Origin of the sequence: Devosia sp. Leaf64 (assembly GCF_001421945.1) — a bacterium.
Taxonomy (GTDB): domain Bacteria; phylum Pseudomonadota; class Alphaproteobacteria; order Rhizobiales; family Devosiaceae; genus Devosia.
Genome location: NZ_LMLO01000019.1, coordinates 228,855 through 254,606, shown reverse-complemented (window position 1 = coordinate 254,606; position 25,752 = coordinate 228,855). Strand labels below are relative to the sequence as shown.

Here is a 25,752-nt window from a genome sequence, read left to right as displayed (position 1 = left end):
GTGCCGCAGGGCGCGACAGAAAAGGGACCGGGCGTGAAAAACGTTCGGTTGTGCATATGACTTTTGCAGTCATCAAGACGGGCGGCAAGCAGTACAAGGTTGCTGCCAATGACGTCATCAAGATCGAAAAGCTCGACGCCGAAGCCGGCGACATCGTCACCTTTGACGAAGTCCTCATGGTTGGCGATGTGATTGGTGCTCCGCTGGTGGAAGGCGCACTCGTTGCTGCCGAGCTGGTCGAGACCAAGAAGCAGAAGACCGTCATCATCTTCAAGAAGCGCCGTCGCCACAATTCGCGTCGCCGCAACGGTCACCGCCAGCTGCTGACCACCGTGCGCATCACGGAAATCCTGACCGGCGGCGCCAAGCCGACGATCCAGGCTGCTGCCAAGGCCGACACCACCGACTCCGTGACCGAAAAGGCCCCGGCCAAGAAGTCGGCTCCCAAGGCTGATGCCACGGACGCAACCGAAGCCAAGGCCGCTCCGAAGAAGGCTGCGCCCAAGAAGGCCGCTGCCGCTGAAGGCGAAACGGCTGACAAGCCGAAGAAGGCCCCGGCCAAGAAGGCCGCTCCCAAGGCCGATCAGGAATAAGAGGAAGCTAGACCATGGCACATAAGAAAGCAGGCGGTTCATCCCGCAACGGTCGTGATACCGCTGGCCGTCGTCTCGGCGTGAAGAAGTTCGGTGGCGAAGCTGTCATCGCCGGCAACATCATCATCCGTCAACGCGGCACCAAGTGGGCTGTCGGCACCGGTGTTGGCCTCGGTAAGGATCACACGATCTTTGCTCTGGTCGATGGCACCGTGGCGTTCCGCACCCGCGCGAACAATAAAGTACACGTGTCTGTCCTCCCGGCAGAGGCCGCCGAATAATCCGGCAGGCCTGACCAACCCGCCGGTGACCAGTTCCCCGGCAGCGTTTGGCGACACACCAGAACAGCGAAGGGGGACCGGCCAACCGGTTCCCCTTTTCGTTTCTGGAGAAATCTCATGACCATTGCTGCCCGCCGCCTCGCCGCCACCGCCCGCCCAGCCGCCGCTGCAGCAATGGCCCCCACCCAAAATGCCGTGATCTCGACCAAATGGTCGGTCAGCCTCGTCGGTCTATCGTGCCTCAGGGACATATCCAGATGATCGCGCTCAAGCACCGTTTGCCTGAACGGCTATCGACCGAGCGTCTGGTTCTCGTCACGCCCGACCTCACCCATGTCCCGCGCATTGCCGCACTCGCCAATAATGAGCGGGTCCATCGCGTCATGTCGCGCCTGCCCTTCCCGTATAGCGAAGACGACGCGCTTTTCTTCATCAACGAGGTCGTCCCCGACCCGCAGGAAAAGTGCTTCGCCATCACCCTTGATGGCGAGTTCATCGGCGTCGTCGGCCTGCGTATGGAACCGGACACCGCCCCGGAGCTCGGCTATTGGCTGGGCGAAGCCTATTGGAACAAGGGCTATGCCACCGAAGCCGCCCGCGCGGTGATCGCGGCGGCCAAGGAGGCCGGAGCCACGAGCCTCAAATCCCGCGCCCTCATGAGCAATGCACCCTCGCGAAACGTCCTCAAGAAGCTTGGCTTTATCGAGATCGGCGAAGGCACCGACCAGCAGGGCACGCTCATGGGCCAGTCCATCATGTTCATGCGGCTGGAGCTCGATCGGGAATGACCGAACTCCTCACTGATCGCTTGATCCTCCGCGCGCCGCGGCCCGAAGATGCGCCCTGCTATGCCTTGGGCGTCAGCGAATTTGCCGTTGCCCGCTGGCTGACCCCGGTGCCCTGGCCCTATACGCTCACCATGGCCCAGGATTTTCTCCGGACAGCGCCAGCACCCACGCCCGAAAAATCATTCTTCATCATCGAACACAAAACCAAGGGCCTCATCGGCTGTGTCACGCTCGTTGATGAATTGGGCTTCTGGATTTCGCGCCCCCATTGGCATCGCGGCTATGGGTGCGAGGCCGCGACCGCGCTCATCGATTGGCACTTTGCCGAGACGAAGAACGAGGCGATCGCCTCGAGCGCCCACCGCAACAATGTCGCGTCCCTGCGCCTCAAGACCAAGCTCGGCTTTGTCGTCACCGGCAAGGAGATGCGGTTTTCCCAGGCGCTGCAGCACAATGTCGAACATGTAACGACCGCATTGAGCCGGCAAACCTGGGCGGCCAAAAGGATCGACTTATGCGCCTGAGAGATGCCCTGCCCGGAGAAATCGCCACGAAACGCTTGCGCCTGCGCCAGCCCGTCCTGACCGATCTCGATGCCCTTGTCGAGGGCGTGAATAACTGGAAGGTGGTCGAGCCCACCGCCAGCCTGCCTTTCCCCTATCTGCCCGAGCACGGCATCGGCTTCATCGAACGTTTTGCCAAAAACCCCGAGCAACGGCCCTATGCCATTGCTCGCGCAGATGATGATCGGCTGATCGGCATTGTCGGCCTCAAGTTTAGCGATGGCAATCCGCCCGAGCTGGGCTATTGGGTCGCCGAATCCCATTGGGGCCAGGGATTTGCGCCCGAAGCGGTTGGCGGTCTTCTTGCCGCCGCGCGGCAAACGGGCATCGAAGCCATTCGCGCCCGGGTGTTGGTCTCCAACCCCGCTTCGCAACGCGTCCTCGAAAAATCGGGCTTTACCGTCATCGAACATACCGAAAGCGTCGTCGAGCGTCATCGCGGCAAACCGCTCCTTGTGCTGGAGTGGCGCGGATGATGTTGCCCATCATCGAGACCGACCGGCTGATCCTCCGCGCGCCGCGCGCTCAGGATGCAGAGCCGATCGCCCATTACCTCAATGATTTCGACGTCGCGGGCAATCTCGCGCGCGTGCCGCATCCCTATTATCTCTCCGATGCCCAGGCCTGGCTCCGCACGCGCCATGTTGACGTCGACGTCGCCGATGCCAATTTTAGCATCGACGTGAAGGGTCAGGGCTATGCCGGCCATATCGGCTTTCATTCCGGTGCGCTTGGCCCGGTGATCGGCTATTGGCTCGGCAAGCCCTTTTGGGGTCGTGGCATCATGACCGAAGCGGTGATCTCGGCGCTCGATTGGTTCTTCGCCACGAGCCGCGCACCGATCGTTTATTCCGGCGTTTTTCATTTCAACCAGGCTTCGCTGGCCATCCAGCACAAGCTCGGCTTTACCGAAACAGGACGAAGCGCCCTCCTCTGCCTTGCGCGCGAGGCCGAGGTGGAGCATATCGACACACAATTGACGCTTGGCGTCTGGAAGGCACGACGCACATGAAATTTCTCGATCAGGCCAAGATCTATATCAAGTCCGGTGATGGCGGCGGCGGCTCCGTCAGCTTTCACCGCGAGAAGTTCATCGAATTCGGCGGCCCCGATGGCGGCAATGGCGGCCGCGGCGGCGATGTCGTCGCCGTCTGCTCGGAAGGCCTCAATACGCTGATCGACTTCCGCTACGCCCAGCACTTCCGTGCCCCGACCGGTACCCATGGCATGGGCAAGAACCGCGCTGGCGCCAATGGCGAAGACATCGTCTTGCGCGTGCCCAAGGGCACCCAGATTTTCGAGGAAGACCAGGAAACCCTAATCGCCGATTTCACCGAGATCGGCCAGCGCGTCGTGCTGCTTAAAGGCGGCAATGGCGGCTTCGGCAACGCTTACTTCAAGACCTCGTCCAATCAGGCGCCCCGCCACGCCAATCCCGGCCAGTTGGGCACCGAAAAGGGCATCTGGCTGCGCCTCAAACTGATCGCCGATGCCGGTCTCGTCGGCCAGCCCAATGCCGGCAAGTCGACCTTCCTTGCATCGGTCTCGGCCGCCAAGCCCAAGATTGCCGATTACCCCTTTACGACCCTTCACCCCAATCTCGGCGTGGTTCGCGTCGGCGAGCGTGAATTCGTCCTCGCCGACATTCCCGGCCTCATCGAAGGCGCCAGCGAAGGCATCGGCATCGGCGACCGCTTCCTCGGCCATATCGAGCGCTGCGGCGTGCTCATCCATCTGATCGACGGCACCAATGACGACGTCGCCCACGTCTATAAAGCCGTGCGCTATGAACTCGCCGCCTATGCTGACGTCCTGGCCGACAAGCCCGAAATCGTCGTCCTCAACAAGATCGACGCCCTGACGCCCGAAGAGCTCAAGGACAAGGTCAAGGCGCTCAAAAAAGCCAGCAAGGCCGAAGTTCACACCATCTCCGGCGCCACCGGCGAAGGCGTCGAAAAAGTACTGTTCGCCGTCCTTTCCATCATCGACGAAAGCCGCGCCGAAGAAGTCGAGGCCCTCGCGCCCAAGACGGAAGAAAAGTGGAACCCCTGATGGGCAAAGCCGCAGCATTTGGACTGGATATCCGCACGAGCGGCCAGCCCCTCCTCTCTTATTCCTCTCCCACTTGGGGAGAGGTGGCCCGGCCCTTGGCCGGGTCGGTGAGGGGTCTTCCTCTTGCTCGGTGTCTGCAACAAGCCCCCTCACCCGTCTCGCCCTGCGGGCGATCCACCCTCTCCCCAAGTGGGAGAGGAATAGACAGTATGCGCCGCACCATTCTTCTCCCTCTCGGGGAGAAGGTGGCGCGAAGCTCACCGAATTCGCATTTGGGAAATCGGTTGGGATGAGCGGACCCTGACATGACCAACGCCCTCGCCCCCTATCGCCGCATTACCATCAAGATCGGCTCCGCTCTCCTTGTCGATAAATCGGGCAAGCTGCGCAAAGCCTGGCTCGACGACCTCGCCGAAGACATCGCCGCTCTCAAATCCGAGGGCCGCGATATCGTCGTCGTCTCCTCGGGCGCCATCGCCCTTGGCCGCGGGCTCCTTGGCCTCTCCGCCCTCTCCCTCACGCTCGAACAATCCCAGGCCGCTGCCAGCGCCGGGCAAATCGCGCTGTCCCAGGCCTGGGCCGAGGCCCTCGAGCGCCATTCCATCGTCACCGGCCAGATCCTCATCACCCCAAACATCACCGAAGAGCGCCGCTATTATCTCAATGCGCGCACCACGGTAACGACCCTTCTCGGCCTCGGCGCCATCCCGATTTTCAACGAGAACGACAGCGTCGCCACCGCCGAAATCCGCTATGGCGACAATGATCGCCTCTCGGCCCGCGTCGCGACCATGATCGAAGCCGATTGCCTCGTGCTCCTCTCCGACATCGACGGTCTCTACACCGCCCCGCCGGCCAAAGACCCGAACGCGCAGCATATTCCCGTTGTCGAAGCCATCACGCCCGCTATCGAAGCCATGGCAGGGGGTGCTGCAAGCCATCTCTCGCGCGGCGGCATGACCACCAAGGTCGAAGCCGGCAAGATCGCGACCCTCGCCGGCACCGCCATGATCATCGCCAAGGGCACCGAAACCCATCCGCTAAAAATCCTGACGGAAGGCGGCCGCCATACGCTCTTCCACCCAGCCCGCTCGCGCGCGCAGGCGCGAAAGCGCTGGATCATGGGCACGCTGACCGTCGCCGGTAGTTTGCAGGTCGATGCGGGCGCTGCGGGTGCCCTCAAAAATGGCCGCTCGCTGCTGCCGATCGGTGTCACCAAGATTAACGGCACATTTGATCGTGGCGATGCCCTTGCCATTCTCGATCCCGATGGCCGCGAAATCGCCCGCGGCCTTGCTGGGCTCGATAGCGAGGATGCGCGGCTCGTCATGGGCAAGCGCAGCGATGCGATGGTCGAACTGCTCGGCAGCGGCAATCGCGCAACAATGATCCATCGCGACGACATGGTACTCACGGCCGCCGTCGAGGAGATGAACCAATGATCTCAGCCGAAATCCTTTCGAGCGACCTCCCCGCCCTGATGCTCGATCTCGGGCGCAAGGCGCGTGCTGCCGCCTCAAAGCTTGCGACCGCCAGTGCCGAGCGCAAGCATGCAGCCCTGATCGGTGCCGCCCAGGCGGTCAATGACCACCAGGCCGAAATCCTCGCCGCCAATGCGCTCGACATGGAAAATGCCCGTGCCAAAGGCATGACCCAAGCCTTCCAGGATCGCCTGCTTCTCACCGAAGCGCGCCTCAATGGTATCGTCGACGCGCTGCGCACCATTGCCGAACTGCCCGATCCCGTTGGCTCGATCATTGCCGAATGGGACCGGCCCAATGGCCTTCACATCGAGCGTGTCCGCACCCCGCTCGGCGTTATCGGCGTCATCTACGAAAGCCGCCCCAATGTTACGGCCGATGCCGGCGCGCTGTGCCTCAAGTCGGGCAATGCCGTCATCCTCCGTGGCGGCAGTGACAGCGCCAATTCTTCCCGCGCCCTCGTCGACTGCCTTCGCCTCGGCCTCAAGCAAGCCGGCCTTCCCGAAGACGGCATCCAGCTCGTCCCCACCACCGATCGCGCCGCCGTCGGCGAAATGCTGACGGGCCTCTCGGGCAATATCGACGTCATCGTGCCGCGCGGCGGCAAGTCGCTCGTTGCCCGCGTCCAGTCCGAAGCGCGTGTCCCGGTCTTTGCCCATCTCGAAGGGCTCGTCCACGTCTATATCGATCGATCAGCCGATCTCGAAAAGGCCGTCTCGATTACGCTCAATTCCAAGATGCGCCGCACCGGCATTTGCGGCGCCGCCGAGACCCTCCTCGTCCACAAGGACGTGGTCTCGACCCACCTCAAGCCCGTCCTTGACGCCCTTGCAACCAAAGGGTGCCAAATTCGCGGTGATGCGACGCTCAACGCTACCGGAATGGTAACGGTTTTGGCCACCGAGGAAGATTGGCGCACCGAATACGAAGACGCCGTCATTTCAGTGAAGGTCGTCGACAGCATCGAAGACGCCATCGCCCATATCGAACATTATTCCAGCCATCACACCGAAGCGATCATCGCTGAAGACCCTGTCACCGTTGAGAAATTCTTCAACGAGATCGATAGTGCCATCCTCATGCACAACGCCTCGACCCAGTTCGCCGATGGCGGGGAATTCGGTTTCGGCGGCGAAATCGGCATCGCCACCGGCAAGATGCACGCCCGCGGCCCCGTCGGCGTCGAACAGCTCACATCCTTCAAATATCGCGTCCGCGGCACCGGCCAAGTCAGACCATAAACCCTTGAGTAATCAGTCCTTTACGCGCGTCCCGCCCTCCGCGGCCGGCATGCGCATCGGCCTCTTCGGCGGCAGCTTCAATCCCATCCATGCCGGCCATGTGCTGGTCATGGAAGAAACCCTCCGCCGCCTCGAACTCGACACTTTATGGGTGCTTGTCACGCCCGGTAACCCGCTGAAAAATCACGACGATCTAGCGCCCCTTACCCAGCGCGTAGAAGCCGCCCGCGCCGCTATTGCCAATCCGCGCATTCGCGTCACCGGCTTCGAAGCCCAGAAAAACTTCCGCTACACCTGGCAAACCGTCCGGTTTCTGGCCCAATCCCTGCCCGACCGGCACTTCGTCTGGATCATGGGCGCCGATAGTCTCGCCAGCTTTCATCACTGGGAACGCTGGCAGGACATCGCGGCAACAATCCCCATCGCCGTCTATGCCCGCCCCGGCTCCTCGCGCCGCGCCCTGGCCTCGCGCGTTGCCCTGGCCCTATCCCGGTCCCAGATCGATCAGGAAGACGCACCTATTCTTGCGGGCCTCCCGGCCCCCGCCTGGGTCTACTTGCACGGGCGGCAATCATCACTGTCTTCGAGCGCCATCCGCGCGGCCGGCAAGCATAAATAACAAGAATCAACCGTGACCTTGCGAAAAACCCTGCGAAAGGGCATATTCAACGCAATGATCGTGTCTTCGGAACAGGAACTAACGGCTTGCCGTTTGCCAGGACGCCGCAATATTCCGATCAACAACCAAGGATGCTGAACCAACGCATGACCCATGCTCGCGCATGGGCGGAAGGCCGTTTCTGATGGCCGCGCTGCCCACCGATACCGTTTCGACCCCTGCTGTTCCGACCATGTCTTCGGAAAAGTCCCCCGTCGAACTCATTCTCAATATTCTCGATGATGCCAAGGCAGAAGAGACCGTGGCGGTGGATATCACCGGCAAGTCCTCGCTCGCTGACCACATGATCGTGACCTCCGGCCGCTCGCAGCGCCACGTTGGCGCCGTCGCCGACCAGATCATCCGCGCCCTGCGCGAAAATGGTTTCGGCAAGCCACGGGTCGAGGGTCTGCCGCATTGCGATTGGGTCCTGGTCGATACGGGCGACGTCATTGTCCACATCTTCCGCCCCGAAGTGCGCGAATTCTACAACATCGAGAAGATGTGGCAGGCTGATTTCGCGGCTGACGCGCACTAAGCCGCTCGGCGTCTTCGAGGGCAATTCATGCGTATCGCCATAGCCGCCGTGGGCCGGATGAAGTCCGGCCCCGAACGCGAACTCGTATCCCGATATCTCGATCGAGCAGTGGCGAGCGGGAAACCGCTGGCACTGACGGAATTTGATGTTTCAGAGCTCAACGAGTCTCGCGCTGGGTCTGCCGCGTCCCGCAAAAGCGAAGAGGCAAAGGGCCTCCGCGCCGCGCTGCCCGATGGTATTCTCGTCACGCTGGACGAACGCGGAAAATCCATAGGCTCCGAAGCTTTTGCCAATCTCCTCGCGCGTTGGCGCGATGAAGGACGCCCCGCCGTATCCTTCGTTATCGGCGGTGCCGATGGCATCGATCCCGACTTCGTCCGATCAGCGGAAATGTCACTGAGCTTTTCGCCCATGGTCTGGCCGCATCAACTGGTGCGCATCATGTTGGCCGAGCAGCTTTACCGCGCGACGACAATTCTCTCTGGCCATCCTTATCACCGTGGCGACTGAAATCGCTGTGACTGCCTTAGTTTAAGCTCAACCTCAGGCTAGCTCGGCCCAAGACAGCCGGACCAAACATGGTTAAGCGAAGTTAACCTATGGTTTTCTTCCCGCTTGCTAATCTGCGCGTCAGTGATTCGGGGCCAGCGGCCTCAGCGACGGAGAAGACATGCCGGTAAGGCCGGAGATTTTGGTCAAGGCAGTGGTCGGCGGCATCTTGCTGACCGCGGGTCTAGCCATTCCGCTTCTCGCGCAAACGGCTGTTCCCGCGCCGTCGACGACCCAGCCAGCAACGCCTCCTACAGCCACAACGCCGGTGCCTGCGACCACGGACGCCGTACCGGAAACGACGCCGGCTCCCACTTCCGAAGCGCCCGCCGCCACTCCGTCGGCAGCCGATCCAGCCGCACCTGCAGAACCGGACACGGCTACATCCAGCGCCGCCGATCTTGCCGAAGTCGAAGCGACCCTGCAGCTCAGCCGTGAGCGCATCGACGAGCTCAAGGCCGAAATCGCCGAAATGGAAGGCGATCGCACTAAGCAGAATGCCGCCCTGATTGCGGCGGGCCAAAGGGTAAAACTCGCCGAAATCGAAGTGACCGATGTCGAAGATCGGCTCTCCAATCTGATCGTCGAAGAGCTCGAAGTGCGTGGCCGGCTCGATGGCGCTGATGCCGAGATCGCCAATGTGCTTGCCGCGCTCGAGCGCATCTCGCTCAATCCGCCGCCTGCTCTCGTGGTTGATCCGAGCGACGCCCTGGGGTCTGCCCGCGGCGCCATGCTGATCGCCGCCATCGTACCGCAATTGCGCGAAAGAGCTGAGACCGTCTCAGCCGACCTCAAACAGTTGATGACCATCAAGGAACAGGCGCTGGCCGAAGAGCAAACGCTCAAGGCCAATTATGCCGTGCTTGAAGAAGAGCAATTGCGCATTGCGACACTCATCGCTGCGCGCAAACAAGGCATCCAACAGGTCGGCGCCCAGCTCGATACCGAAGAAGCCGCAGCACTCGAACTCGCCGAGCGCGCCAGCACCCTACGAGAACTGATCGACGCACTCTCGGCCCGCGCCAATCAGGCGACAACCCCGACGACCACCACCTCGCCCGATATGCCGCAGCTTTCGCCTGAAGCTATTCAGGTCGCTTTTGCCAATGCAGCGCGCACCGAACCCGCTGTGCCTTTTCCCATGGCGCGCGGCTACCTGACCCAGCCGGCAAATGGCGTCACCGTGGTGCAATTCGGCGCCGGCGACGGGTTCGGGGGCATTGCCCAAGGACAATCCGTCGTCACCCGAGCCGAAGCGCAGGTAGTCTCTCCGGCCGATGGCTGGGTGCTCTATAAGGGCCCTTACCTCAATTATGGCCAGATCATCATTCTCAATACCGGCCAGGGCTATACGGCATTGCTAGCCGGGCTCGACAGCATCTCGGTCGATATCGGCCAATTTGTGCTGATGGGCGAACCTTTGGGCCAGATGGGATCACGCACAATTGGACGGACCGTGACCACCAATGCTGGCAACGCCCAGCCGACCCTCTATATTGAGCTGCGACAGAACAACCAACCCATCGACCCGGAAACTTGGTGGGCCCAGAGTGAACAGACGGGATAATATTCCATGCGCTTGACCACCCTTCGCGCTGCCCTGCTTGGCGCGGCATTGCTTGTGCCGACCGCCGGGCTGCTTGCACAGGATCAGACCCCTGCGCCCGCCGCGCCGGAAACGCCGGTGGAGCAACCCAATCCCAGTGGCGAACAGCCTGCGCCGGCGCCTGAGGATCTCAAGAAGGAACCGCGCGACCCGCTGGAAGTCTATTCCGACCTCAATCTCTTCGGCGAGATTTTCGACCGTATCCGCGCCGAATATGTCGATCCCCCGGATGAGCAGGAACTGATCCGCGCCGCCATCCAGGGCATGCTCACCTCGCTCGATCCGCACTCCGGCTATTTGCCGCCGGCTGATTACGATGAGATGCGCGAAGACACATCGGGCGAATTCGGCGGCCTCGGCATCGAAGTGACGATGGAAGAAGGGGCCATCAAGGTCATCTCTCCGATCGATGACACACCTGCCGCAAAGGCTGGTATTCTCGCCAATGACTTCATTGTCGAGCTCGACGGCACCTCGATCCAGGGCCTGTCGCTCGATGAGGCAGTTGCCAAGATGCGCGGGCCGATCGGCACGGATATCACCGTGACCGTGGTGCGCGAAGGCGTGACCGATCCGCTAAAGTTCACCCTGACCCGTGCTACGATCGCCATGCGCGCCGTGCGCTGGAGCATGGATGGCGATGTTGCCGTGCTGCGTCTCTCGCGCTTTTCGGCCCAGGCCTATATCGGCATCGAAAACGCCATCAAGGACATCTATGCCGAACGCGACGGCAAGGCGCCAAAGGGCATCATTCTCGATCTGCGCAACAATCCCGGCGGTCTCGTTGATCAGGCCGTCTATGTCGCCGACGCCTTCCTCAAGCAGGGTGCCGTTGTTCTGACGCGCGGCCGGACGGAAGCCGAAAGCGCCCGTTACGACGCTCAGCCCGATCCGCTCGATGGGCAGCTCGCCGATGTGCCTCTGGTCGTCCTGATCAATGGCGGCTCGGCTTCGGCTTCGGAAATTGTCGCCGGCGCTCTTCAGGACCATAAGCGCGCGACGCTTGTTGGCACCCGTTCGTTCGGCAAGGGCTCAGTCCAATCGATCATCTCGCTCGGCCCCGATGGCGCGATGCGGCTGACGACTGCTCGGTACTACACGCCTGACAACCGCTCGATCCAGGCGCTCGGGATCACACCCGATATCGAGATCCATCAGGTCGTGCCCGAGGAACTCCAGGGCCGCGATGAGATCGTTGGTGAAGCCGGGCTTGCCGGCCACATCAAGATCGAAGGCCAGGAAGAAAGCACGGTCGGCTCGTCCGTCTACGTGCCGCCTGAAGCGGCCGACGATGCTCAGCTTCAATACGCGATCAAGCTGATCAATGGCGGAGAGACCAACGCTGCCTATCCGCCGAAGGCGGAGTAGTGGTCGCTCCATGCTAAAGTGAAAGCGCGACGGCGTGATTCGCCGTCGCGCTTTTTCGTTGTGACACTGACCTATAGGGCCGGCTGCCGATGGCCAATGATCTGAGCACCCCCTTGAAAGGCCGCAAGCAACGCGCGCAGGAGGCCAAGGCACGTCCGCGGCTGCCCATCGGCCGCGCTCTATTTGGGCTGATCGCGCTGATCGGCATTGGTGTTGCAGCGCGCCTTATCCTTGTTGACGACCCTATGGGCGGGCGTCCGAGCCAGGAAGTCGGCATTGTCGATAACAAGGCGGCAAATCCTGTCGCCGAGACGGCGGCTACAGGCCCTGTCACTATCACGGCCGATCCCCAGCAATACGCGGCCAACGGCTCCGAGGGTGCAACGCCTCTGGCTGCCGGATCGCCGGCCTCTACCGGCGCAACGCCTGATGCATCCGGAATTGTGCCTGATCTTTCCGAGGAAACGGCCAACGGCCCGATCCCGCGCATGTCCGGCACGGGCGAAACTCCCTATGCCGCTTATCGGCACCCCTTCGATGCCGCCAGCGTCGGCAATGGTCCCCGCGTCGCACTGATTGTGACGGGGCTTGGCATCAACGAGCAGGGCTCGCTCGACGCGATTGGCCAATTGCCCGATTTCGTGACGTTGGCCTTTGCGCCATACGGCAAGGGCTTGGCCAATACCGTGGCCGCCGCGCGCAATGGTGGCCATGAAGTCATGCTCGAAGTCCCTCTCGAGCCCTTCGATTTTCCCCAAAACGACCCGGGCCCCCATACGCTCCTAACCGGCGAGGCGCCCCGCGAAAATCTCGACAAGCTTTTCTGGCTCATGGCCCGCTTTGGTGGCTATTTCGGCGTCATCAACAATATGGGCGCGCGCTTCACCGCTTCGGCCGGCGATTTCGGCCCCATCATGGAAGAGCTCGGCGCGCGCGGCATCGGCTATATCGACGATGGCTCTTCCAATCGGTCCGTGTCGGAGCAATTGGCCCATGCCAATAAAGTGCCCTTTGCCCGGGCCAACCTCTTGATCGATGCCAACCCTGCCCGCACATCTATCCTGTCAGCGCTCGCCAGCCTTGAGACGGAAGCGTTGGAAAATGGAAGTGCGATCGGTATTGTGAGTGCCTTGCCCATTTCCATTCAGGCCATCTCCGAATGGTCTGCGAGCCTTGACGGCAAGGGTATTGCGCTGGTGCCTGCCAGCGCGCTGATGCAATAAAGCGCCGCTCGCCTGTCCGGCACGGTGCCCAAAACAGACTGCGAAACCATGTCCCAATTGCCTGACCGTGAAGCCATGCCCTATCGCGACTGCGTCGGCGTCGCCGTGTTCAACGCAATGGGCAATGTCTTTGTGGGGCATCGCAAATCCGAAGGCGATCCCGATCAGTCGGCTGCCAAAGGCTTTGCTTGGCAGATGCCCCAGGGCGGCATCGATCAGGGCGAGGATCCGCTGCGCGCCGCTTTGCGCGAGCTCCAGGAAGAGACAAACATCACGTCCGTCAGCCTAATCGCCGAAGCGCCGGAGTGGATCTACTATGATCTGCCCGATGATCTGCTCGGGATAGGTTTCAAAGGGAAGTATCGCGGCCAGAGACAGCGCTGGTTCGCCTTTGCTTTTACCGGCGAGGACAGCGAAATCGATGTCGAGGCGCCCGGTGGTGGTAAGTTCAAGCCTGAGTTCAACGCCTGGCGCTGGGAGCGGCTAAGCAAGACACCATCGCTCATCGTGCCGTTCAAACGGGACGCCTATGAGAAGGTCGTTGAAGCCTTTTCAGATATTCCGCAACGCTTTACCCACGTCTGAACCATGAAAACCATCGGCCTTATCGGCGGCATGAGCTGGGAATCGACCGCCCACTATTATCGCGTCTTGAACCAGGAAACGGCGCGCCTCCGGGGCGGCCTCCATTCAGCGCCGGTCCTGATCGACTCCGTCGATTTTGCGCCCATTGCCGAGATGCAGTCTGCGGGCAAATGGGACGGCGCAGGCGATGCGCTCAACCTGTCGGCCAAGCGCCTCGTTGGTGCAGGCTCAGAAATCCTGGGCCTGGCGACCAACACCATGCACGTGGTGGCTGACCGTCTGCTCGATGGGATCGAAGCCACGTTCGTTCATATCGCTGATCCCACAGCCGATGCTCTCCTTGCGGACGGCTACACTAAGGTTGGTCTCCTTGGCACGCGCTTCACCATGGAGATGAGCTTTTACCGCGATCGCCTGAGCGCCCGCGGTCTTGAATCGCTCATTCCCGAAGTGGATCGGACTAATCTCAACGGCATCATCTATGACGAGCTCTGCCGCGGCATTGTGCGCGAAGAGTCACGCCGTATCTATGTCGATGCGATTTCAAGGCTTGCCGCACGTGGGGCAGAAGCGGTCATTCTGGGCTGCACCGAAATCGGCATGCTGATCGATGATGCGGTCAGCCCCCTGCCCGTCTTTGACACGACGGACCTTCACGCTAAGGCTCTGGTGGCCGCGGCGCTGCAATAACAAAAAGGCCGCCCGTGAGGCGGCCTTCGTCATTCCAAGTCAGACAATGCTTAGTGGATATGCGTGTCGTTGAGCTGCTCGGCTTCAAGCGCGAGGTTCAACAGGCCACTGACAAACTGCTGGGCATAGGACTTGTCATCGGGCGTTTCGGCCCGGGTGAGTTCGCCCTGCGCTGCCGCGATCTGGGTCTGGAGGTCTGCGCGGTCAAATTCCGAGAACGGCACAGATTCTTCAGCCAGAATGGTAAGACCTGCAGGTGACACGTCGGCGAAGCCGCCGCGCACGAAAAAAATCTCGCTCTTGCCATCGCTGTTGACGGTGATGAAACCGGCGCGCAGCGTCGTCATGAAGGGCGCATGGTCAGCCATGACCGTGAAATAGCCTTCGGTACCCGGAACGGTGACCGAATTGACGGTCTGCGAAACGAGGAGACGCTCGGGCGAAACGATCTCGATCTTGAGGCCTTCAGCCATATTTTTGGTCCCTTAGCGGAGAAAACCCGAAAGACCGGGCTTAGCGCTGGGTCCGTCGCGGACGACGGACCCAAGTGGCAAAGATTAGGCAGCCTGGGCAGCCAGCTTCTGGGCCTTCTTGACGGCATCTTCGATGGTGCCAACCATGTAGAAGGCAGCTTCGGGCAGGTGGTCGTAGTCACCCTTAACGAGGCCCTGGAAGCCCTTGATGGTATCGGCGAGCTGGACGAAGACGCCGGGCGAACCGGTGAAGACTTCGGCCACGTCGAAGGGCTGGGACATGAAGCGCTCGATCTTGCGGGCGCGGGCCACGGTCAGCTTGTCTTCTTCGGAAAGCTCGTCCATGCCGAGGATGGCGATGATGTCCTGCAGAGCCTTGTACTTCTGAAGGATCGCCTGCACGTCACGGGCAACCTGGTAGTGGTCCTGGCCGACAACGTTCGCGTCGAGAATACGCGAGTTCGATGCCAGCGGATCAACGGCCGGGTAGATGCCCTTTTCCGAGATAGCGCGGTTGAGAACGGTCACGGCGTCGAAGTGGGCGAACGAGGTTGCCGGCGCAGGGTCGGTCAAGTCGTCGGCGGGAACGTACACGGCCTGCACAGAGGTGATCGAACCCTTGTTCGTCGTCGTGATACGTTCCTGCATCGCGCCCATGTCGGTTGCCAGCGTTGGCTGGTAACCCACGGCGGAAGGAATGCGCCCGAGAAGTGCCGACATTTCAGCACCGGCCTGGGTGAAGCGGAAGATGTTGTCCACGAAGAACAGCACGTCCTGGCCCTGGTCGCGGAAGTTTTCAGCGATCGTGAGACCGGTCAGAGCAACGCGAGCACGCGCGCCCGGGGGCTCATTCATCTGGCCGAAGACGAGGGCGCACTTGGAGCCGGCGGCCGAGCCACCGTTCTCATGCGGATCCTTGTTCACGCCCGATTCGATCATTTCGTAGTATAGATCGTTGCCTTCGCGGGTGCGTTCACCGACGCCTGCAAACACAGAGTAACCACCGTGCGCCTTGGCGACGTTGTTGATCAGTTCCTGGATCAGAACGGTCTTGCCAACGCCGGCGCCGCCCATGAGGCCGATCTTGCCGCCGCGTGCATAGGGAGCGATGAGGTCGACGACCTTGATCCCGGTGACGAGAACCTGCGATTCCGGGTTCTGCTCGGCGAATGCCGGAGCATCCTGGTGGATTTCGCGCTTTTCAGTGCTCGTGATCGGGCCAGCTTCGTCGATCGGCTCGCCGATGACGTTCATGATGCGGCCGAGCGTTTCTTCGCCGACAGGCACGGAAATTGCGCTGCCGAGATCGATCACTTCGGCGCCGCGAACCAGACCTTCGGTCGTGTCCATGGCGATCGTGCGCACGGCGTTTTCGCCGAGGTGCTGGGCAACTTCCAGAACCAGGCGTTGGCCATTGTTGTTGGTTTCAAGCGCGTTCAGGATGGCGGGCAGGTGATCGTCGAACACCACGTCAACGACGGCGCCAATGACCTGCGAAACGCGACCGGCCTTCTGTTCTGCCATTTGTTCGTCCTCGCTGATGGGTTAGAGCGCTTCCGCGCCCGAAATGATTTCGATGAGTTCTTTGGTGATCTGGGCCTGACGCTGGCGGTTGTAGCTCAGCTGCAGCTTGCCGATCATTTCGCCCGCGTTCCGCGTTGCATTGTCCATTGCGGACATCTGCGCACCGTAGAACGAAGCACTGTTTTCAAGCATGGCGCGGAACACCTGCACGCTCACATTGCGCGGCAGCAGGTCTTCGACGATGGCTTCTTCGTTGGGCTCGTATTCGTAGATCACAGCCGAGTTGTTGACCAAGGCGCCTTCGCCTTCGGCACGCTCGATTTTTGCCGGGATGATCTGCACGGCAGTCGGCACTTGGCTGATCACCGAGTTGAACTTGGCAAAGAAGAGCGTCGCCACGTCAAATTCGCCGGCGGCGAACATGGCTTGCACTTTTTGGCTGATCTCGTTCGCCTGCGCAAAGCCGATATTCTTGACTTCGCGATAGCTTACGGTCTCGACGATCTTGTCGGCAAACTGGCGCTTGAGGATATCGTGACCCTTGCGGCCAACCGTCAGGAACTTGACGGTCTTGCCCTGCGCCAGAAGCTTGTTGGCATGATCGCGCGCAAGACGGGCAATAGAGGAGTTGAACCCACCTGCCAGACCGCGCTCGCCCGTTGCCACGACCAGCAGGTGAACCTGATCCCGGCCGTTACCGGCGAGGAGAACAGGCGCATCCGTCTGACCATCATAGACTGCAGCAAGGCTCGCCAACACCGCACCCATGCGCTCGGCATAGGGACGTGCAGCTTCGGCAGCATCCTGGGCGCGACGGAGCTTAGCCGCCGCGACCATCTGCATGGCCTTGGTGATCTTCTGCGTCGACTTGACCGAGTCGATCCGGTTCTTAAGATCCTTTAGCGACGGCATTGCCTGTCGTCTCCTTCAGAGCTCAGGCCGCGTAGGTCTTCTTGATATCGTCAAGAGCCGACTTCAGCTTGGCACGGGTGTCGTCGCTCAACTGCTTTTCAGCAGCAATGGTCTTCAAGAGATCAGCGTGCTTGGACCGCAGGTTCGAGAGCACGTGCTTTTCGAAATCCTGGACCTTGTTGACCGGAACGGTATCGAGATAGCCCTGGCCACCGGCAAAGATCACCGCAACCTGTTCTTCCGTCTTGAGCGGCGAGAACTGTGGCTGCTTGAGCAGTTCCGTCAGACGCGCACCACGGTTCAGCAGGCGCTGGGTCGAGGCGTCGAGATCGGAACCGAACTGCGCGAAGGCAGCCATTTCACGATACTGCGACAGTTCGCCCTTGAGCGACCCGGCAACCTGCTTCATCGCCTTGATCTGAGCCGAGCCGCCAACGCGCGACACGGAGAGACCAACGTTCACGGCAGGACGGATGCCCTGGAAGAACAGGTTGGTTTCAAGGAAGATCTGACCGTCGGTGATCGAGATCACGTTGGTCGGGATATAGGCCGACACGTCGTTTGCCTGGGTTTCGATAACCGGCAGAGCGGTCAGCGAACCAAGACCGTGATCTTCGTTCATCTTGGCAGCGCGTTCGAGCAGACGGCTGTGGAGATAGAAAACGTCGCCCGGATAGGCTTCGCGGCCCGGCGGACGGCGCAGCAGCAGCGACATCTGACGGTAGGCAACGGCCTGCTTGGTCAAATCGTCATAGGCGATAACGGCATGCTTGCCATTGTCGCGGAACCACTCACCGATGGCGCAGCCGGTAAAGGGCGCGATGTACTGAAGCGGAGCCGGATCGGAAGCGGTTGCGGCGATAACGATCGAATAGGGCAGAGCGCCCGATTCTTCGAGCTGACGCACAAACTGGGCAACGGTCGAACGCTTCTGGCCAACGGCGACATAGATGCAGAACAGCTTGTCGGTGTCCGAAGCATTGGCATCGTGTGCCGGCTTCTGGTTGAGGAAGGTATCGAGAATAATTGCGGTCTTGCCGGTCTGCCGGTCTCCGATGACGAGCTCGCGCTGGCCACGACCAATCGGAATCAGCGCGTCGATGGCCTTGAGGCCGGTCGACATCGGCTCGTGAACCGACTTGCGCGGCAGAATGCCAGGAGCCTTGACGTCGACGCGACGGCGTTCGGTGTGCTCGATCGGGCCCTTGCCGTCGATCGGATTGCCGAGACCATCGACCACGCGGCCGAGAAGGCCAGGACCGACCGGGGTGTCCACGATCGAGCCGGTGCGCTTGACGACATCGCCTTCCTTGATGGAACGGTCGTTGCCGAAGATCACGACGCCGACATTGTCGTTTTCAAGGTTGAGGGCCATGCCCTTGATGCCGCCGGGGAACTCGACGAGTTCACCAGCCTGAACCTTATCGAGGCCGTAGACGCGGGCAATGCCGTCACCGACGGACAGCACCTGACCGACTTCCGAAACCTGGGCTTCCTGGCCGAAATTCTTGATCTGGTCCTTGAGGATCGCAGAAATTTCCGCGGCTTTGATGTCCATTATCCGACCTCTTTCATGGCGATTTTCATCGCAGCGAGCTTTGTCTTGATTGATGAATCGATCATCTGGCTGCCGACCTTCACCTGAAGGCCACCGATCAGCGAGGGATCGACGAATTGGTTGAGCGTGACGGTCTTACCCAGCTTGGCCTTGAGCGTTTCGCTCAACGCATTGGCCTGTTCGGCCGTCAGGGGCGTTGCCGAGGTCACTTCGGCAGTCGTTTCGCCGCGTGCTGCAGCGGCCAGTTCGCGGAAGCCAACGATGATGGCATCGAGCGCGAACAGACGGCCGTTCTTGGCAACAAGGCGCAGAAAATTGGCGACGAGCGGATTGACCTGGGCCTTGCCCAGGATCGCATCAAGGGCCGACGCCTTGACGTCGCCCGAGATCACCGGGGACCGCAGGTAGCGCGAAAAATCGTCGCTTTCGCCAATCAGGCGGGAAATATCAGAAAGGCCGGTTTCGACCGATGCCAGTTGATTCTCGCTCTGGGCGAGATCGAACAGCGCCGACGCATATGGCCGCGCAATCTGGGAAAGCAGTGAATTCTGCGCTGCCAATGTCGCTTCACCCTCTTGTGTTGCCATCCTCGGGTATCGAGCCGGGATGACCTATTACGCTTCGGACGTGTCCGGGAACGGGGCTTTGGCCGGACTGATCCTAGCCACTCCCCTACAAGTCGGGCTCGCTCTAACACAAGCCAAGCGGCCCGTGCAAGGCTGGGTTACGTGATTCACCGGCGGTGAAAATGTCGCACTTATCCCAAGCGATAGAAGTCGAGCCATTTGAGGCTCGTTTACATGAAGCTCATCGGGTCGATATCGATCTGAATCTTGAGGTCGCCCTTGGGTTTTTCGGCACTCGAGAGCCAGAAGCGGACATAGCCGGAAAGATCAAAGTCCCGGGCAGACTGGGCGAGAAGCCGTACCCGATAGCGGCCACGGATCATCGAGACGGGCGCATCGGCCGGTCCCAAGAGTTTTACGCCGTCGGCCATTGGCGCAGCGGACAGCAGCGTTCGTGAAAAATTAATCGCATGATCGTGTACGCTGGCAGAGACAATAAGCGCGGCGAGACGGCCGAAGGGCGGCATGCCCCCGGCTTTACGGGCCAAGATCTCCTGGGCGTAAAAGGCTTCGCGGTCGCCCGAGACCATGGCTTTCATCACTGGGTGATCAGGATGATAGGTCTGCAAGAATGCCTTGCCGTGGCGGCTGGCGCGGCCGGCCCGGCCAGCGACCTGGGTCAGGATCTGAAAGGTGCGCTCGGCGGCGCGCGGGTCGCCGTGCGCTAGCCCGAGATCGGCATCGAGGACGCCGACGACAGAGAGCTTCTCAAAATGGTGCCCTTTCGAGACGAGCTGGGTGCCGATGATGAGATCATATTCGCCGCGCTCGACTTCGGCGAAACGCTCGCGAAGCTGGGCGTGGCTGCCCATATCGGTCGAAAGAAGCACGCGGCGCGCGTCGGGGAAGCGAATGGCGGCTTCTTCGGCGACGCGCTCGATGCCGGGACCAACGGGAACGAGGCTGTCCACTTCTCCGCATTCGCCGCAGTGTTTTGGCGTGCGGGTTTCGTGGCCGCAATGGTGGCACATGAGGACGCCGCGGAACCGATGTTCGACCATCCAGGCGGAGCAATCGGGGCATTTATATTGGTGGCCGCAGGCATTGCAGAGGGTGAGAGGGGCATAGCCGCGGCGGTTGAGAAACAGCAGCGCCTGCTCGCCGCGATCAAGCGCCGCAAATACTTCGCGGGCTAAGGAAGGCGCGATCCAACTTCCCTTTTCCGGGCCGTCTGTCCGCATATCGAGCGCTGTGATGTCCGGCATCGCCGCTTCGGCAAAGCGGCTTTCGAGGCGCACATGGGCATAGCGGCCAGTATTGGCATTGTTGCGCGATTCGACTGAGGGCGTCGCTGATGAGAGCACCACCCGCGCCTCGGAAAACTGGGCGCGGACGATCGCCATGTCGCGGGCGTGATAGGTAAAGCCTTCGGATTGTTTATAGGCGCCATCGTGCTCTTCATCGAGGACGAGGAGGCCTAATTCGCGGAAGGGCAGGAAGAGCGCCGAGCGGGCGCCGACGACGGCACGGACGGTGCCATCGAGCACGCCACGCCAAACCTTGGCGCGTTGCACGGGGGTCATGTCTGAATGCCATTCGGCGGGCTTGGTGCCGAAGCGCCGGGTGAAGCGGTCGATAAACGTATTGGTGAGGGCGATTTCCGGCAGCAAAATCAAGGCTTGGCGACCGGCGCGGAGCGTATCGGCCACCGCTTCAAAGAAGACTTCGGTCTTGCCGCCGCCGGTGACGCCATCGAGAAGTGCGACGCCAAAGCGCTTGGGGTCGAGGCCGAGGATCCGGTCTAAAGCGGCCTGTTGCTCGGGGTTGAGGGCGGAAGGCGCGGCATCTGGATCGGGCGGAAAAACCACGGGCGGCGCCGGAATTTCCAGCTTTTCCAACGCTCCGGCGCGTTCGAGGCCATCGAGAACGGAGGTCGACACACCACTGGCGCCGACCAATGCCGCCTTGGGCCAAGGCATGTCGTCGGTGAGCGTATCGAGCACGCGAAGGCGCGCGGGCGTCAACTTTTCAGGCTCCATGCCAGTGCGGCGATAGGCGACGACAGGTTTGGGCGCATCGAGCGCTTCGGGTGAGCGCAATACGCCGCGCAAAACCTGCCCGGGCGCGGCCAACGTATAGCGCGCGACCCATTCGACGAGCCGCAAAAGCTCTTCCGACAGCGGCGGCACGTCGAATGAAAAATCTATATTTCTCATTCGGTTATGGCCGATTTCGTCATTCGGCTTGCCCCAAACGACGCCGAGCGTCAGGCGGGGACCGAGAGGCACGCCGACAACCGTACCGCGCGTTACGCTCATATTGGCGGGCACGCGATAGGAATAGGGGCCCTCTACGGCCACCCCCACCATCACTGCAACGATGTCACCGGGCCCATACATGGTTGTGCGCGTTCCGTTCTCTTTTCCCTTAGATAGGAAGGGCGAGCGATTCGGCTAGAGCACCGGGATCACGAGACGCGTGAGGCGACACTTTACACTCTGTTTGCGCGCGGAGGATAAGTTCAAGTCATGACCGATAGCGCCTTTGCCACCGATGCCTTCATCCAAGCCCAGATCGCCGCCTGGATGCGCGAACTCGGCTCCGTCAAACGGCTCGCCCCCAAGACCCTAGAAGCCTATGGCCGCGATGTCGGGCAGTTCATGAGTTTTTTGTCTGGGCATATGGGCGGCACTATCACCTTGCAATCGCTCAAGGAATTAAGAGCTGCCGATATCCGTTCCTTCATGGCGCAGCGCCGGGAGGAGAGCCTTGGCTCGCGGTCTCTTGCGCGGGTGCTGTCGTCGCTCAAGAACTTTTTTGGCTTTCTCGAACGGGAAAATATTCTGGCGACGGAGGCGTTCAACGCCATCCGGACCCCAAAAATTCCAAAGTCCTTGCCCAAGGCGCTGACAGTGGTTGAAGCCAAGCAAACCATTACCCGCGTTGACGAAATGGAAGAGGAGCCCTGGATCGCGGCGCGCGACATGGCGGTGATTTCGCTCTGCTACGGTGCGGGACTACGTATCGCCGAGGCGCTGGCGCTGACCAAGGGCGATCTCGAGGCCGAAGTGCTGCGCGTGACGGGCAAGGGCGGCAAGATCCGCATGGTGCCTTTGATCGCTCCGGTGCGGCAGTCAATCGAGACCTATTTGACGCTAAGTCCTTATAAACTCTGGGATGATGACCCGCTGTTCCGTGGCAAGAAAGGTGGGGTTTTGTCACCCAGAATCATCCAGTTGCGCATGCAGCAACTGCGCTCGGCGCTCGGCCTGCCGCCTTCGGCGACCCCACATGCGCTGCGCCATTCCTTTGCGACGCACCTCCTTGGAAAAGGCGGGGATTTGCGGGCGATCCAGGAGCTTTTGGGCCATGCCAGCCTCTCGACGACACAGATTTATACCGCCGTCGACACGGAGCGCTTGATGGAAAGCTATGCCAAGGCACACCCGCGCGGCTAGCGCGGCAGGCCGCTATCGGCTGTGGTTTGGGTAACATCACGTTATCTTTGACAACCGCCAAGGGCAGGCATATGGGACAAACATGACGTCACATCAGCCGATCTTTTTCGCGAACCTTCTTATTCTTGGCTCCATCTGGGCCAGGACCGAAGGCTGACGTTCAGCATTTGGTTTCAACCGGCCCGCCCCGAGCGGTGATCCGGTGGATACGAGGGGCGGCACTTGAGAAAGCCCCTTCGGATGACGAGCATCCCATCTTCCAGCGACGCGCCCCAACCGGGGATAGATCTGTTCGGCTATGGCCTCGCCTTTGCCGGCGCAGCGCTATTTTCGACCAAGGGCGTCTTCATCAAGCTCGCCTTTGCGCAGGGCGCATCGGTCGAGACCACCTTGGCGCTGCGGATGTTGACGGCCCTCCCCGTCTATCTCGTTATTCTTATGGTGCTGCTCAGGCGCAATCCGCAGCTCAAGAGTTTGCTGAGGCCAGGACGGACGGCGGGCGCTATGGGCGTTGGCGTGCTCGGCTATTATCTCTCGAGCTATCTCGATTTTGCCGGGCTTGCCTTCGTCTCCGCGCAGTATGAGCGGCTGGTGCTTTTCACCTATCCGTTTTTCGTGCTGCTTTTCGGCGTCTGGTTCTTTGGCGACCGGATGAACTGGAAGCTCGTGCCGGCGATGCTCGTGAGCTATGGCGGCCTCCTGGTGATCTTTGCCTGGAACCTTACCGTGCAGCCCGATGGGCTTTTTATCGGCACCATGCTGGTCTTGGGTTCAGCGCTGACCTTTGCCTTTTACCAACACCTTGCCAAGCGGCAGATGCTGGTGCTGGGCACGGGGCTCTTTACCTGCATCGGCATGTCGACGGCGGCTGTGCTTGCCATCACCCAGAGCGCCGTGGTCGACGGAATTGGCAATTATTTCAGCATCACCCCGACTCTTTGGGCTCTGGGCCTGACGCTCGGGATTTTCGGCACCGTCTTGCCCTCGTTCCTCCTCAATGGCGGCATTGCGCGGATCGGGGCGCGGGCGACATCGTCCACCGCATCCTTCGGTCCAATCGTGACTATTGTTCTCGCTGTCTTTGTGCTCGGGGAACCCTTTACCTGGGTGCATGCGGTCGGGACGGCACTGGTGCTTTTGGGCTCATGGCTCTTCGCGCGGACCGATAGAAAGAGCCGCGCATCAAGCAATTAGCGCATTTGTACTTCTGGCCGCCGTAAAGAGGCTATAATCTGTTCTCACAACCGTGATGCAAAATTGGAAGGGACAACCGATGCGCACTTTTCTTCACGTCACGGCAGGAACCTTGCTTGGCCTGATGCTGACCACGGGACTGACTGTGCCGAGCCTGGCACAGCCAACCGCGAAACCAGCAGCGGCCGATATCGACTTTGGCAATGATTCCTCCGATTGGGCGAAAGACGGAGAGTGCGACGATCCGCGCTTTACCGGCGACGGCATGGCCGACCAACTGGTCGATGAAGACATCCTCAAGGATGCGACCGACTGCAAGGCCGCGTTCGATGCGGGCAAGATCACCATCAAGGACGACACGGCGACCGCGCCACCGACAGTGGTGGACATCAATCCACCCGTCGCGCCGAAGGCCAGCGACATCGACTTTGGCGATGATTCCTCTGAATGGGCCAAGGACGGTGAATGCGACGATCCCCGCTTTACCGGCACCGGCTCGGCTCAGGAGCTGGTCGATGCCGATCTGCGCAAGGACGCGACGGACTGTAAGGCAGCTTTTGAAGCCGGCACGGTCACTCTGGTCGAAGGGGGCGAAATCCCACCCGCTGTGAATGTTGCCGATATCGATTTTGGCGATGATTCCTCGGAATGGGCCAAAGACGGCGAATGCGACGATCCGCGCTTTACTGGCACGGGTTCGGCTCAGGAGCTCGTTGACGCCGACATCAAGAAAGACGCCACCGACTGCAAGGCGGCTTTTGTCGCCGGCACTGTGACCCTTAAGGACACCGGCACCAACCCGGCTGACATCGCTATCGCGACCCCGATCAACGCGATCAACTTTGGCGACGATTCCTCAGAATGGGCCAAGGATGGCGAGTGCGACGATCCACGCTTCACCGGCACCGGTTCGGCGGAAGAACTGGTCGATGCCGACCTGATGAAGGACGCCACCGATTGCCGCGCTGCCTACGAGGCCGGCACCGTGACGCTCAAGGACACGAGTGGCGCTGCCGCAACGACGCCGGTCGGCGAGATCGACTTTGGCGACGATTCCTCGGAGTGGGCCAAGGACGGCGAATGCGACGATCCGCGCTTCATCGGCACGGGCGTTGCGAGCACCACGCTCTCCGAAGACATCAAGAAGGACGCAACCGACTGCAAGGCGGCCGTCGAGGCGGGCACGGCGACCTTCCAGGGCGAACAGGCCGCTGCCGCCTTTGACTTTGGTTCAGATTTTTCCAAATGGGCCAATGACGGCGAATGCGACGATCTGCGCTTTGAAGGTCCGGGCACCAACAAGAAACTGCTCACTGAAGACCTGATGGGCGACGCCACCGACTGCAAGGCGCTGCTCGACGAAGGTCGCGTCTCGATCCGCCAGGTTTACACGCCCGAATATGCCGCCGGCGCGCCTTATGACAGCTCGGACATCGACTTTGGCGACAACTCCTCCTCCTACGCCAATGACGGCGAATGCGACGATCCGCGCTTCCAGGGCCCCGGCGCCGCAGCGACCCTGCTCGACAGCGACCGCATGTCCGACGCCGACGATTGCAAGGCGGCATTCGAGGCTGGAACTGTGGTTCTGATCGACGGCGAAAGCTGAGGTTTTTTGGGATGTGAATATGAGATGGCGGGGCTTTGGCTCCGCCGTTTTTGTTTGTGGGACGCATGCTCCGGCTAGGTTGAAGGCCCCCTCACCCGCCGGCTGCGCCGTCGACCTCTCCCCCAGAGGGAGAGGTGGGCGTGCGTCGAAGGTCGCGGAGCGACACCTCTCCTTTTGGGCCCAGGGGGCCTCACGCACAATCAAAAACAAAAAAGGCCCGCGGCGGTGCCGCGAGCCTAAAA

27 protein-coding genes are annotated in these 25,752 nt (G+C 61.1%); 21 read left to right on the top strand and 6 right to left on the bottom strand.

Annotated features, from left to right (window positions below):
• Positions 1–56: 56 nt before the first annotated feature.
• The 18 genes from rplU to ASE94_RS12380 all read left to right on the top strand — a co-directional run bounded on the left by rplU (position 57) and on the right by ASE94_RS12380 (position 14,216).
• The gene (gene rplU / locus ASE94_RS12460; protein WP_062630657.1) at positions 57–593 is read left to right on the top strand and encodes a 50S ribosomal protein L21; all 537 of its coding nucleotides are present in this window, start codon (positions 57–59) and stop codon (positions 591–593) included.
• Positions 594–607: 14 nt separating this feature from the next.
• Entirely contained in the window at positions 608–874 is a 267-nt protein-coding gene (rpmA, locus tag ASE94_RS12455) for a 50S ribosomal protein L27 (RefSeq protein WP_061908351.1), read from the top strand.
• A gap of 117 nt (positions 875–991) precedes the next feature.
• Positions 992–1,135 carry a hypothetical protein gene (locus ASE94_RS21155; protein ID WP_162236089.1) on the top strand — a complete coding sequence of 48 codons (144 nt, stop codon included), beginning with the start codon at positions 992–994 and terminating at the stop codon, positions 1,133–1,135.
• A complete protein-coding gene (locus tag ASE94_RS12450) occupies positions 1,132–1,662 on the top strand; it encodes a GNAT family N-acetyltransferase (protein WP_062630656.1) in 531 nt (176 codons plus the stop codon). The genes ASE94_RS21155 and ASE94_RS12450 overlap by 4 nt, the downstream gene beginning before the upstream one ends.
• Positions 1,659–2,186 (top strand): GNAT family N-acetyltransferase, encoded by a 528-nt coding sequence (locus tag ASE94_RS12445; protein WP_062630655.1) that lies wholly within the window; start codon positions 1,659–1,661, stop codon positions 2,184–2,186. The genes ASE94_RS12450 and ASE94_RS12445 overlap by 4 nt, the downstream gene beginning before the upstream one ends.
• Positions 2,177–2,701: a GNAT family N-acetyltransferase gene (locus tag ASE94_RS12440; protein ID WP_062630654.1), complete on the top strand. Its 525-nt coding sequence runs from the start codon at positions 2,177–2,179 to the stop codon at positions 2,699–2,701. Before ASE94_RS12445 ends, ASE94_RS12440 begins: the two co-directional genes overlap by 10 nt.
• The gene (locus ASE94_RS12435) at positions 2,698–3,237 is read left to right on the top strand and encodes a GNAT family N-acetyltransferase (protein ID WP_062630653.1); all 540 of its coding nucleotides are present in this window, start codon (positions 2,698–2,700) and stop codon (positions 3,235–3,237) included. The genes ASE94_RS12440 and ASE94_RS12435 overlap by 4 nt, the downstream gene beginning before the upstream one ends.
• Positions 3,234–4,277, top strand: coding sequence for a GTPase ObgE (gene obgE, locus ASE94_RS12430; protein WP_062630652.1), 1,044 nt, complete (start codon positions 3,234–3,236; stop codon positions 4,275–4,277). The genes ASE94_RS12435 and obgE overlap by 4 nt, the downstream gene beginning before the upstream one ends.
• A 305-nt stretch (positions 4,278–4,582) precedes the next feature.
• The gene (gene proB / locus ASE94_RS12425) at positions 4,583–5,719 is read left to right on the top strand and encodes a glutamate 5-kinase (RefSeq protein ID WP_062630651.1); all 1,137 of its coding nucleotides are present in this window, start codon (positions 4,583–4,585) and stop codon (positions 5,717–5,719) included.
• The gene (locus ASE94_RS12420) at positions 5,716–6,999 is read left to right on the top strand and encodes a glutamate-5-semialdehyde dehydrogenase (RefSeq protein ID WP_062630650.1); all 1,284 of its coding nucleotides are present in this window, start codon (positions 5,716–5,718) and stop codon (positions 6,997–6,999) included. The genes proB and ASE94_RS12420 overlap by 4 nt, the downstream gene beginning before the upstream one ends.
• A 4-nt stretch (positions 7,000–7,003) precedes the next feature.
• Positions 7,004–7,618 (top strand): nicotinate-nucleotide adenylyltransferase, encoded by a 615-nt coding sequence (locus ASE94_RS12415; RefSeq protein WP_244484032.1) that lies wholly within the window; start codon positions 7,004–7,006, stop codon positions 7,616–7,618.
• 232 nt (positions 7,619–7,850) lie between these two features.
• The gene (gene rsfS, locus ASE94_RS12410; protein ID WP_061908862.1) at positions 7,851–8,195 is read left to right on the top strand and encodes a ribosome silencing factor; all 345 of its coding nucleotides are present in this window, start codon (positions 7,851–7,853) and stop codon (positions 8,193–8,195) included.
• Positions 8,196–8,222: 27 nt separating this feature from the next.
• Positions 8,223–8,705, top strand: a complete 483-nt coding sequence (rlmH, locus tag ASE94_RS12405; protein WP_062630648.1) for a 23S rRNA (pseudouridine(1915)-N(3))-methyltransferase RlmH — start codon at positions 8,223–8,225, stop codon at positions 8,703–8,705.
• Between the two features lie 160 nt (positions 8,706–8,865).
• Entirely contained in the window at positions 8,866–10,311 is a 1,446-nt protein-coding gene (locus ASE94_RS12400; protein ID WP_062630647.1) for a peptidoglycan DD-metalloendopeptidase family protein, read from the top strand.
• A 6-nt stretch (positions 10,312–10,317) separates the two neighbouring features.
• Positions 10,318–11,718, top strand: a complete 1,401-nt coding sequence (locus ASE94_RS12395; RefSeq protein WP_062630646.1) for a S41 family peptidase — start codon at positions 10,318–10,320, stop codon at positions 11,716–11,718.
• A gap of 113 nt (positions 11,719–11,831) precedes the next feature.
• Complete coding sequence (locus ASE94_RS12390) at positions 11,832–12,941, top strand: divergent polysaccharide deacetylase family protein (RefSeq protein ID WP_210166236.1); 1,110 nt, start codon at positions 11,832–11,834, stop codon at positions 12,939–12,941.
• Positions 12,942–12,989: 48 nt separating this feature from the next.
• Positions 12,990–13,526, top strand: coding sequence for an RNA pyrophosphohydrolase (locus tag ASE94_RS12385; RefSeq protein ID WP_200913639.1), 537 nt, complete (start codon positions 12,990–12,992; stop codon positions 13,524–13,526).
• Between the two features lie 3 nt (positions 13,527–13,529).
• The gene (locus tag ASE94_RS12380) at positions 13,530–14,216 is read left to right on the top strand and encodes an aspartate/glutamate racemase family protein (RefSeq protein ID WP_062630643.1); all 687 of its coding nucleotides are present in this window, start codon (positions 13,530–13,532) and stop codon (positions 14,214–14,216) included.
• Positions 14,217–14,266: 50 nt separating this feature from the next.
• Here ASE94_RS12380 and ASE94_RS12375 read toward each other — a convergent pair whose 3' ends face one another.
• The 6 genes from ASE94_RS12375 to ASE94_RS12350 all read right to left on the bottom strand — a co-directional run bounded on the left by ASE94_RS12375 (position 14,267) and on the right by ASE94_RS12350 (position 21,648).
• Positions 14,267–14,689: a F0F1 ATP synthase subunit epsilon gene (locus ASE94_RS12375; protein ID WP_061908365.1), complete on the bottom strand. Its 423-nt coding sequence runs from the start codon at positions 14,687–14,689 to the stop codon at positions 14,267–14,269.
• 84 nt (positions 14,690–14,773) lie between these two features.
• Positions 14,774–16,213 (bottom strand): F0F1 ATP synthase subunit beta, encoded by a 1,440-nt coding sequence (gene atpD, locus ASE94_RS12370; protein WP_061908366.1) that lies wholly within the window; start codon positions 16,211–16,213, stop codon positions 14,774–14,776.
• A gap of 21 nt (positions 16,214–16,234) precedes the next feature.
• On the bottom strand, positions 16,235–17,125 hold the full coding sequence (locus ASE94_RS12365; RefSeq protein ID WP_062630642.1) for a F0F1 ATP synthase subunit gamma: 891 nt from the start codon (positions 17,123–17,125) through the stop codon (positions 16,235–16,237).
• Between the two features lie 22 nt (positions 17,126–17,147).
• On the bottom strand, positions 17,148–18,683 hold the full coding sequence (gene atpA / locus ASE94_RS12360; RefSeq protein ID WP_061908368.1) for a F0F1 ATP synthase subunit alpha: 1,536 nt from the start codon (positions 18,681–18,683) through the stop codon (positions 17,148–17,150).
• Positions 18,683–19,270, bottom strand: coding sequence for a F0F1 ATP synthase subunit delta (locus ASE94_RS12355; protein WP_061908369.1), 588 nt, complete (start codon positions 19,268–19,270; stop codon positions 18,683–18,685). The genes atpA and ASE94_RS12355 overlap by 1 nt, the downstream gene beginning before the upstream one ends.
• A gap of 209 nt (positions 19,271–19,479) precedes the next feature.
• The gene (locus tag ASE94_RS12350) at positions 19,480–21,648 is read right to left on the bottom strand and encodes a primosomal protein N' (RefSeq protein ID WP_062630641.1); all 2,169 of its coding nucleotides are present in this window, start codon (positions 21,646–21,648) and stop codon (positions 19,480–19,482) included.
• Positions 21,649–21,777: 129 nt separating this feature from the next.
• Here ASE94_RS12350 and ASE94_RS12345 point away from each other — a divergent pair, with 129 nt between their 5' ends.
• From ASE94_RS12345 to ASE94_RS12335, 3 genes are all read left to right on the top strand, one after another.
• A complete protein-coding gene (locus ASE94_RS12345) occupies positions 21,778–22,707 on the top strand; it encodes a tyrosine recombinase XerC (RefSeq protein WP_062630640.1) in 930 nt (309 codons plus the stop codon).
• A gap of 222 nt (positions 22,708–22,929) precedes the next feature.
• The gene (locus ASE94_RS12340) at positions 22,930–23,901 is read left to right on the top strand and encodes a DMT family transporter (RefSeq protein WP_156352129.1); all 972 of its coding nucleotides are present in this window, start codon (positions 22,930–22,932) and stop codon (positions 23,899–23,901) included.
• Between the two features lie 79 nt (positions 23,902–23,980).
• A complete protein-coding gene (locus ASE94_RS12335; protein ID WP_062630638.1) occupies positions 23,981–25,510 on the top strand; it encodes a hypothetical protein in 1,530 nt (509 codons plus the stop codon).
• Positions 25,511–25,752: the final 242 nt, after the last annotated feature.

What these genes read in the sequence shown, in the direction of transcription:
- ASE94_RS12395 (WP_062630646.1), top strand. Translation starts at nt 10,318, where the DNA reads ATGCGCTTGACCACCCTTCGCGCTGCCCTGCTTGGCGCGGCATTGCTT.
- obgE (WP_062630652.1), top strand. Translation starts at nt 3,234, where the DNA reads ATGAAATTTCTCGATCAGGCCAAGATCTATATCAAGTCCGGTGATGGC.
- rplU (WP_062630657.1), top strand. Translation starts at nt 57, where the DNA reads ATGACTTTTGCAGTCATCAAGACGGGCGGCAAGCAGTACAAGGTTGCT.
- ASE94_RS12435 (WP_062630653.1), top strand. Translation starts at nt 2,698, where the DNA reads ATGATGTTGCCCATCATCGAGACCGACCGGCTGATCCTCCGCGCGCCG.
- ASE94_RS12350 (WP_062630641.1), bottom strand. Translation starts at nt 21,648, where the DNA reads ATGTATGGGCCCGGTGACATCGTTGCAGTGATGGTGGGGGTGGCCGTA.
- rsfS (WP_061908862.1), top strand. Translation starts at nt 7,851, where the DNA reads ATGTCTTCGGAAAAGTCCCCCGTCGAACTCATTCTCAATATTCTCGAT.
- rlmH (WP_062630648.1), top strand. Translation starts at nt 8,223, where the DNA reads ATGCGTATCGCCATAGCCGCCGTGGGCCGGATGAAGTCCGGCCCCGAA.
- proB (WP_062630651.1), top strand. Translation starts at nt 4,583, where the DNA reads ATGACCAACGCCCTCGCCCCCTATCGCCGCATTACCATCAAGATCGGC.
- ASE94_RS12445 (WP_062630655.1), top strand. Translation starts at nt 1,659, where the DNA reads ATGACCGAACTCCTCACTGATCGCTTGATCCTCCGCGCGCCGCGGCCC.
- ASE94_RS21155 (WP_162236089.1), top strand. Translation starts at nt 992, where the DNA reads ATGACCATTGCTGCCCGCCGCCTCGCCGCCACCGCCCGCCCAGCCGCC.
- ASE94_RS12420 (WP_062630650.1), top strand. Translation starts at nt 5,716, where the DNA reads ATGATCTCAGCCGAAATCCTTTCGAGCGACCTCCCCGCCCTGATGCTC.
- ASE94_RS12380 (WP_062630643.1), top strand. Translation starts at nt 13,530, where the DNA reads ATGAAAACCATCGGCCTTATCGGCGGCATGAGCTGGGAATCGACCGCC.
- ASE94_RS12335 (WP_062630638.1), top strand. Translation starts at nt 23,981, where the DNA reads ATGCGCACTTTTCTTCACGTCACGGCAGGAACCTTGCTTGGCCTGATG.
- rpmA (WP_061908351.1), top strand. Translation starts at nt 608, where the DNA reads ATGGCACATAAGAAAGCAGGCGGTTCATCCCGCAACGGTCGTGATACC.
- ASE94_RS12355 (WP_061908369.1), bottom strand. Translation starts at nt 19,270, where the DNA reads ATGGCAACACAAGAGGGTGAAGCGACATTGGCAGCGCAGAATTCACTG.
- atpA (WP_061908368.1), bottom strand. Translation starts at nt 18,683, where the DNA reads ATGGACATCAAAGCCGCGGAAATTTCTGCGATCCTCAAGGACCAGATC.
- ASE94_RS12385 (WP_200913639.1), top strand. Translation starts at nt 12,990, where the DNA reads ATGTCCCAATTGCCTGACCGTGAAGCCATGCCCTATCGCGACTGCGTC.
- ASE94_RS12400 (WP_062630647.1), top strand. Translation starts at nt 8,866, where the DNA reads ATGCCGGTAAGGCCGGAGATTTTGGTCAAGGCAGTGGTCGGCGGCATC.
- ASE94_RS12365 (WP_062630642.1), bottom strand. Translation starts at nt 17,125, where the DNA reads ATGCCGTCGCTAAAGGATCTTAAGAACCGGATCGACTCGGTCAAGTCG.
- ASE94_RS12375 (WP_061908365.1), bottom strand. Translation starts at nt 14,689, where the DNA reads ATGGCTGAAGGCCTCAAGATCGAGATCGTTTCGCCCGAGCGTCTCCTC.
- atpD (WP_061908366.1), bottom strand. Translation starts at nt 16,213, where the DNA reads ATGGCAGAACAGAAGGCCGGTCGCGTTTCGCAGGTCATTGGCGCCGTC.
- ASE94_RS12450 (WP_062630656.1), top strand. Translation starts at nt 1,132, where the DNA reads ATGATCGCGCTCAAGCACCGTTTGCCTGAACGGCTATCGACCGAGCGT.
- ASE94_RS12345 (WP_062630640.1), top strand. Translation starts at nt 21,778, where the DNA reads ATGACCGATAGCGCCTTTGCCACCGATGCCTTCATCCAAGCCCAGATC.
- ASE94_RS12440 (WP_062630654.1), top strand. Translation starts at nt 2,177, where the DNA reads ATGCGCCTGAGAGATGCCCTGCCCGGAGAAATCGCCACGAAACGCTTG.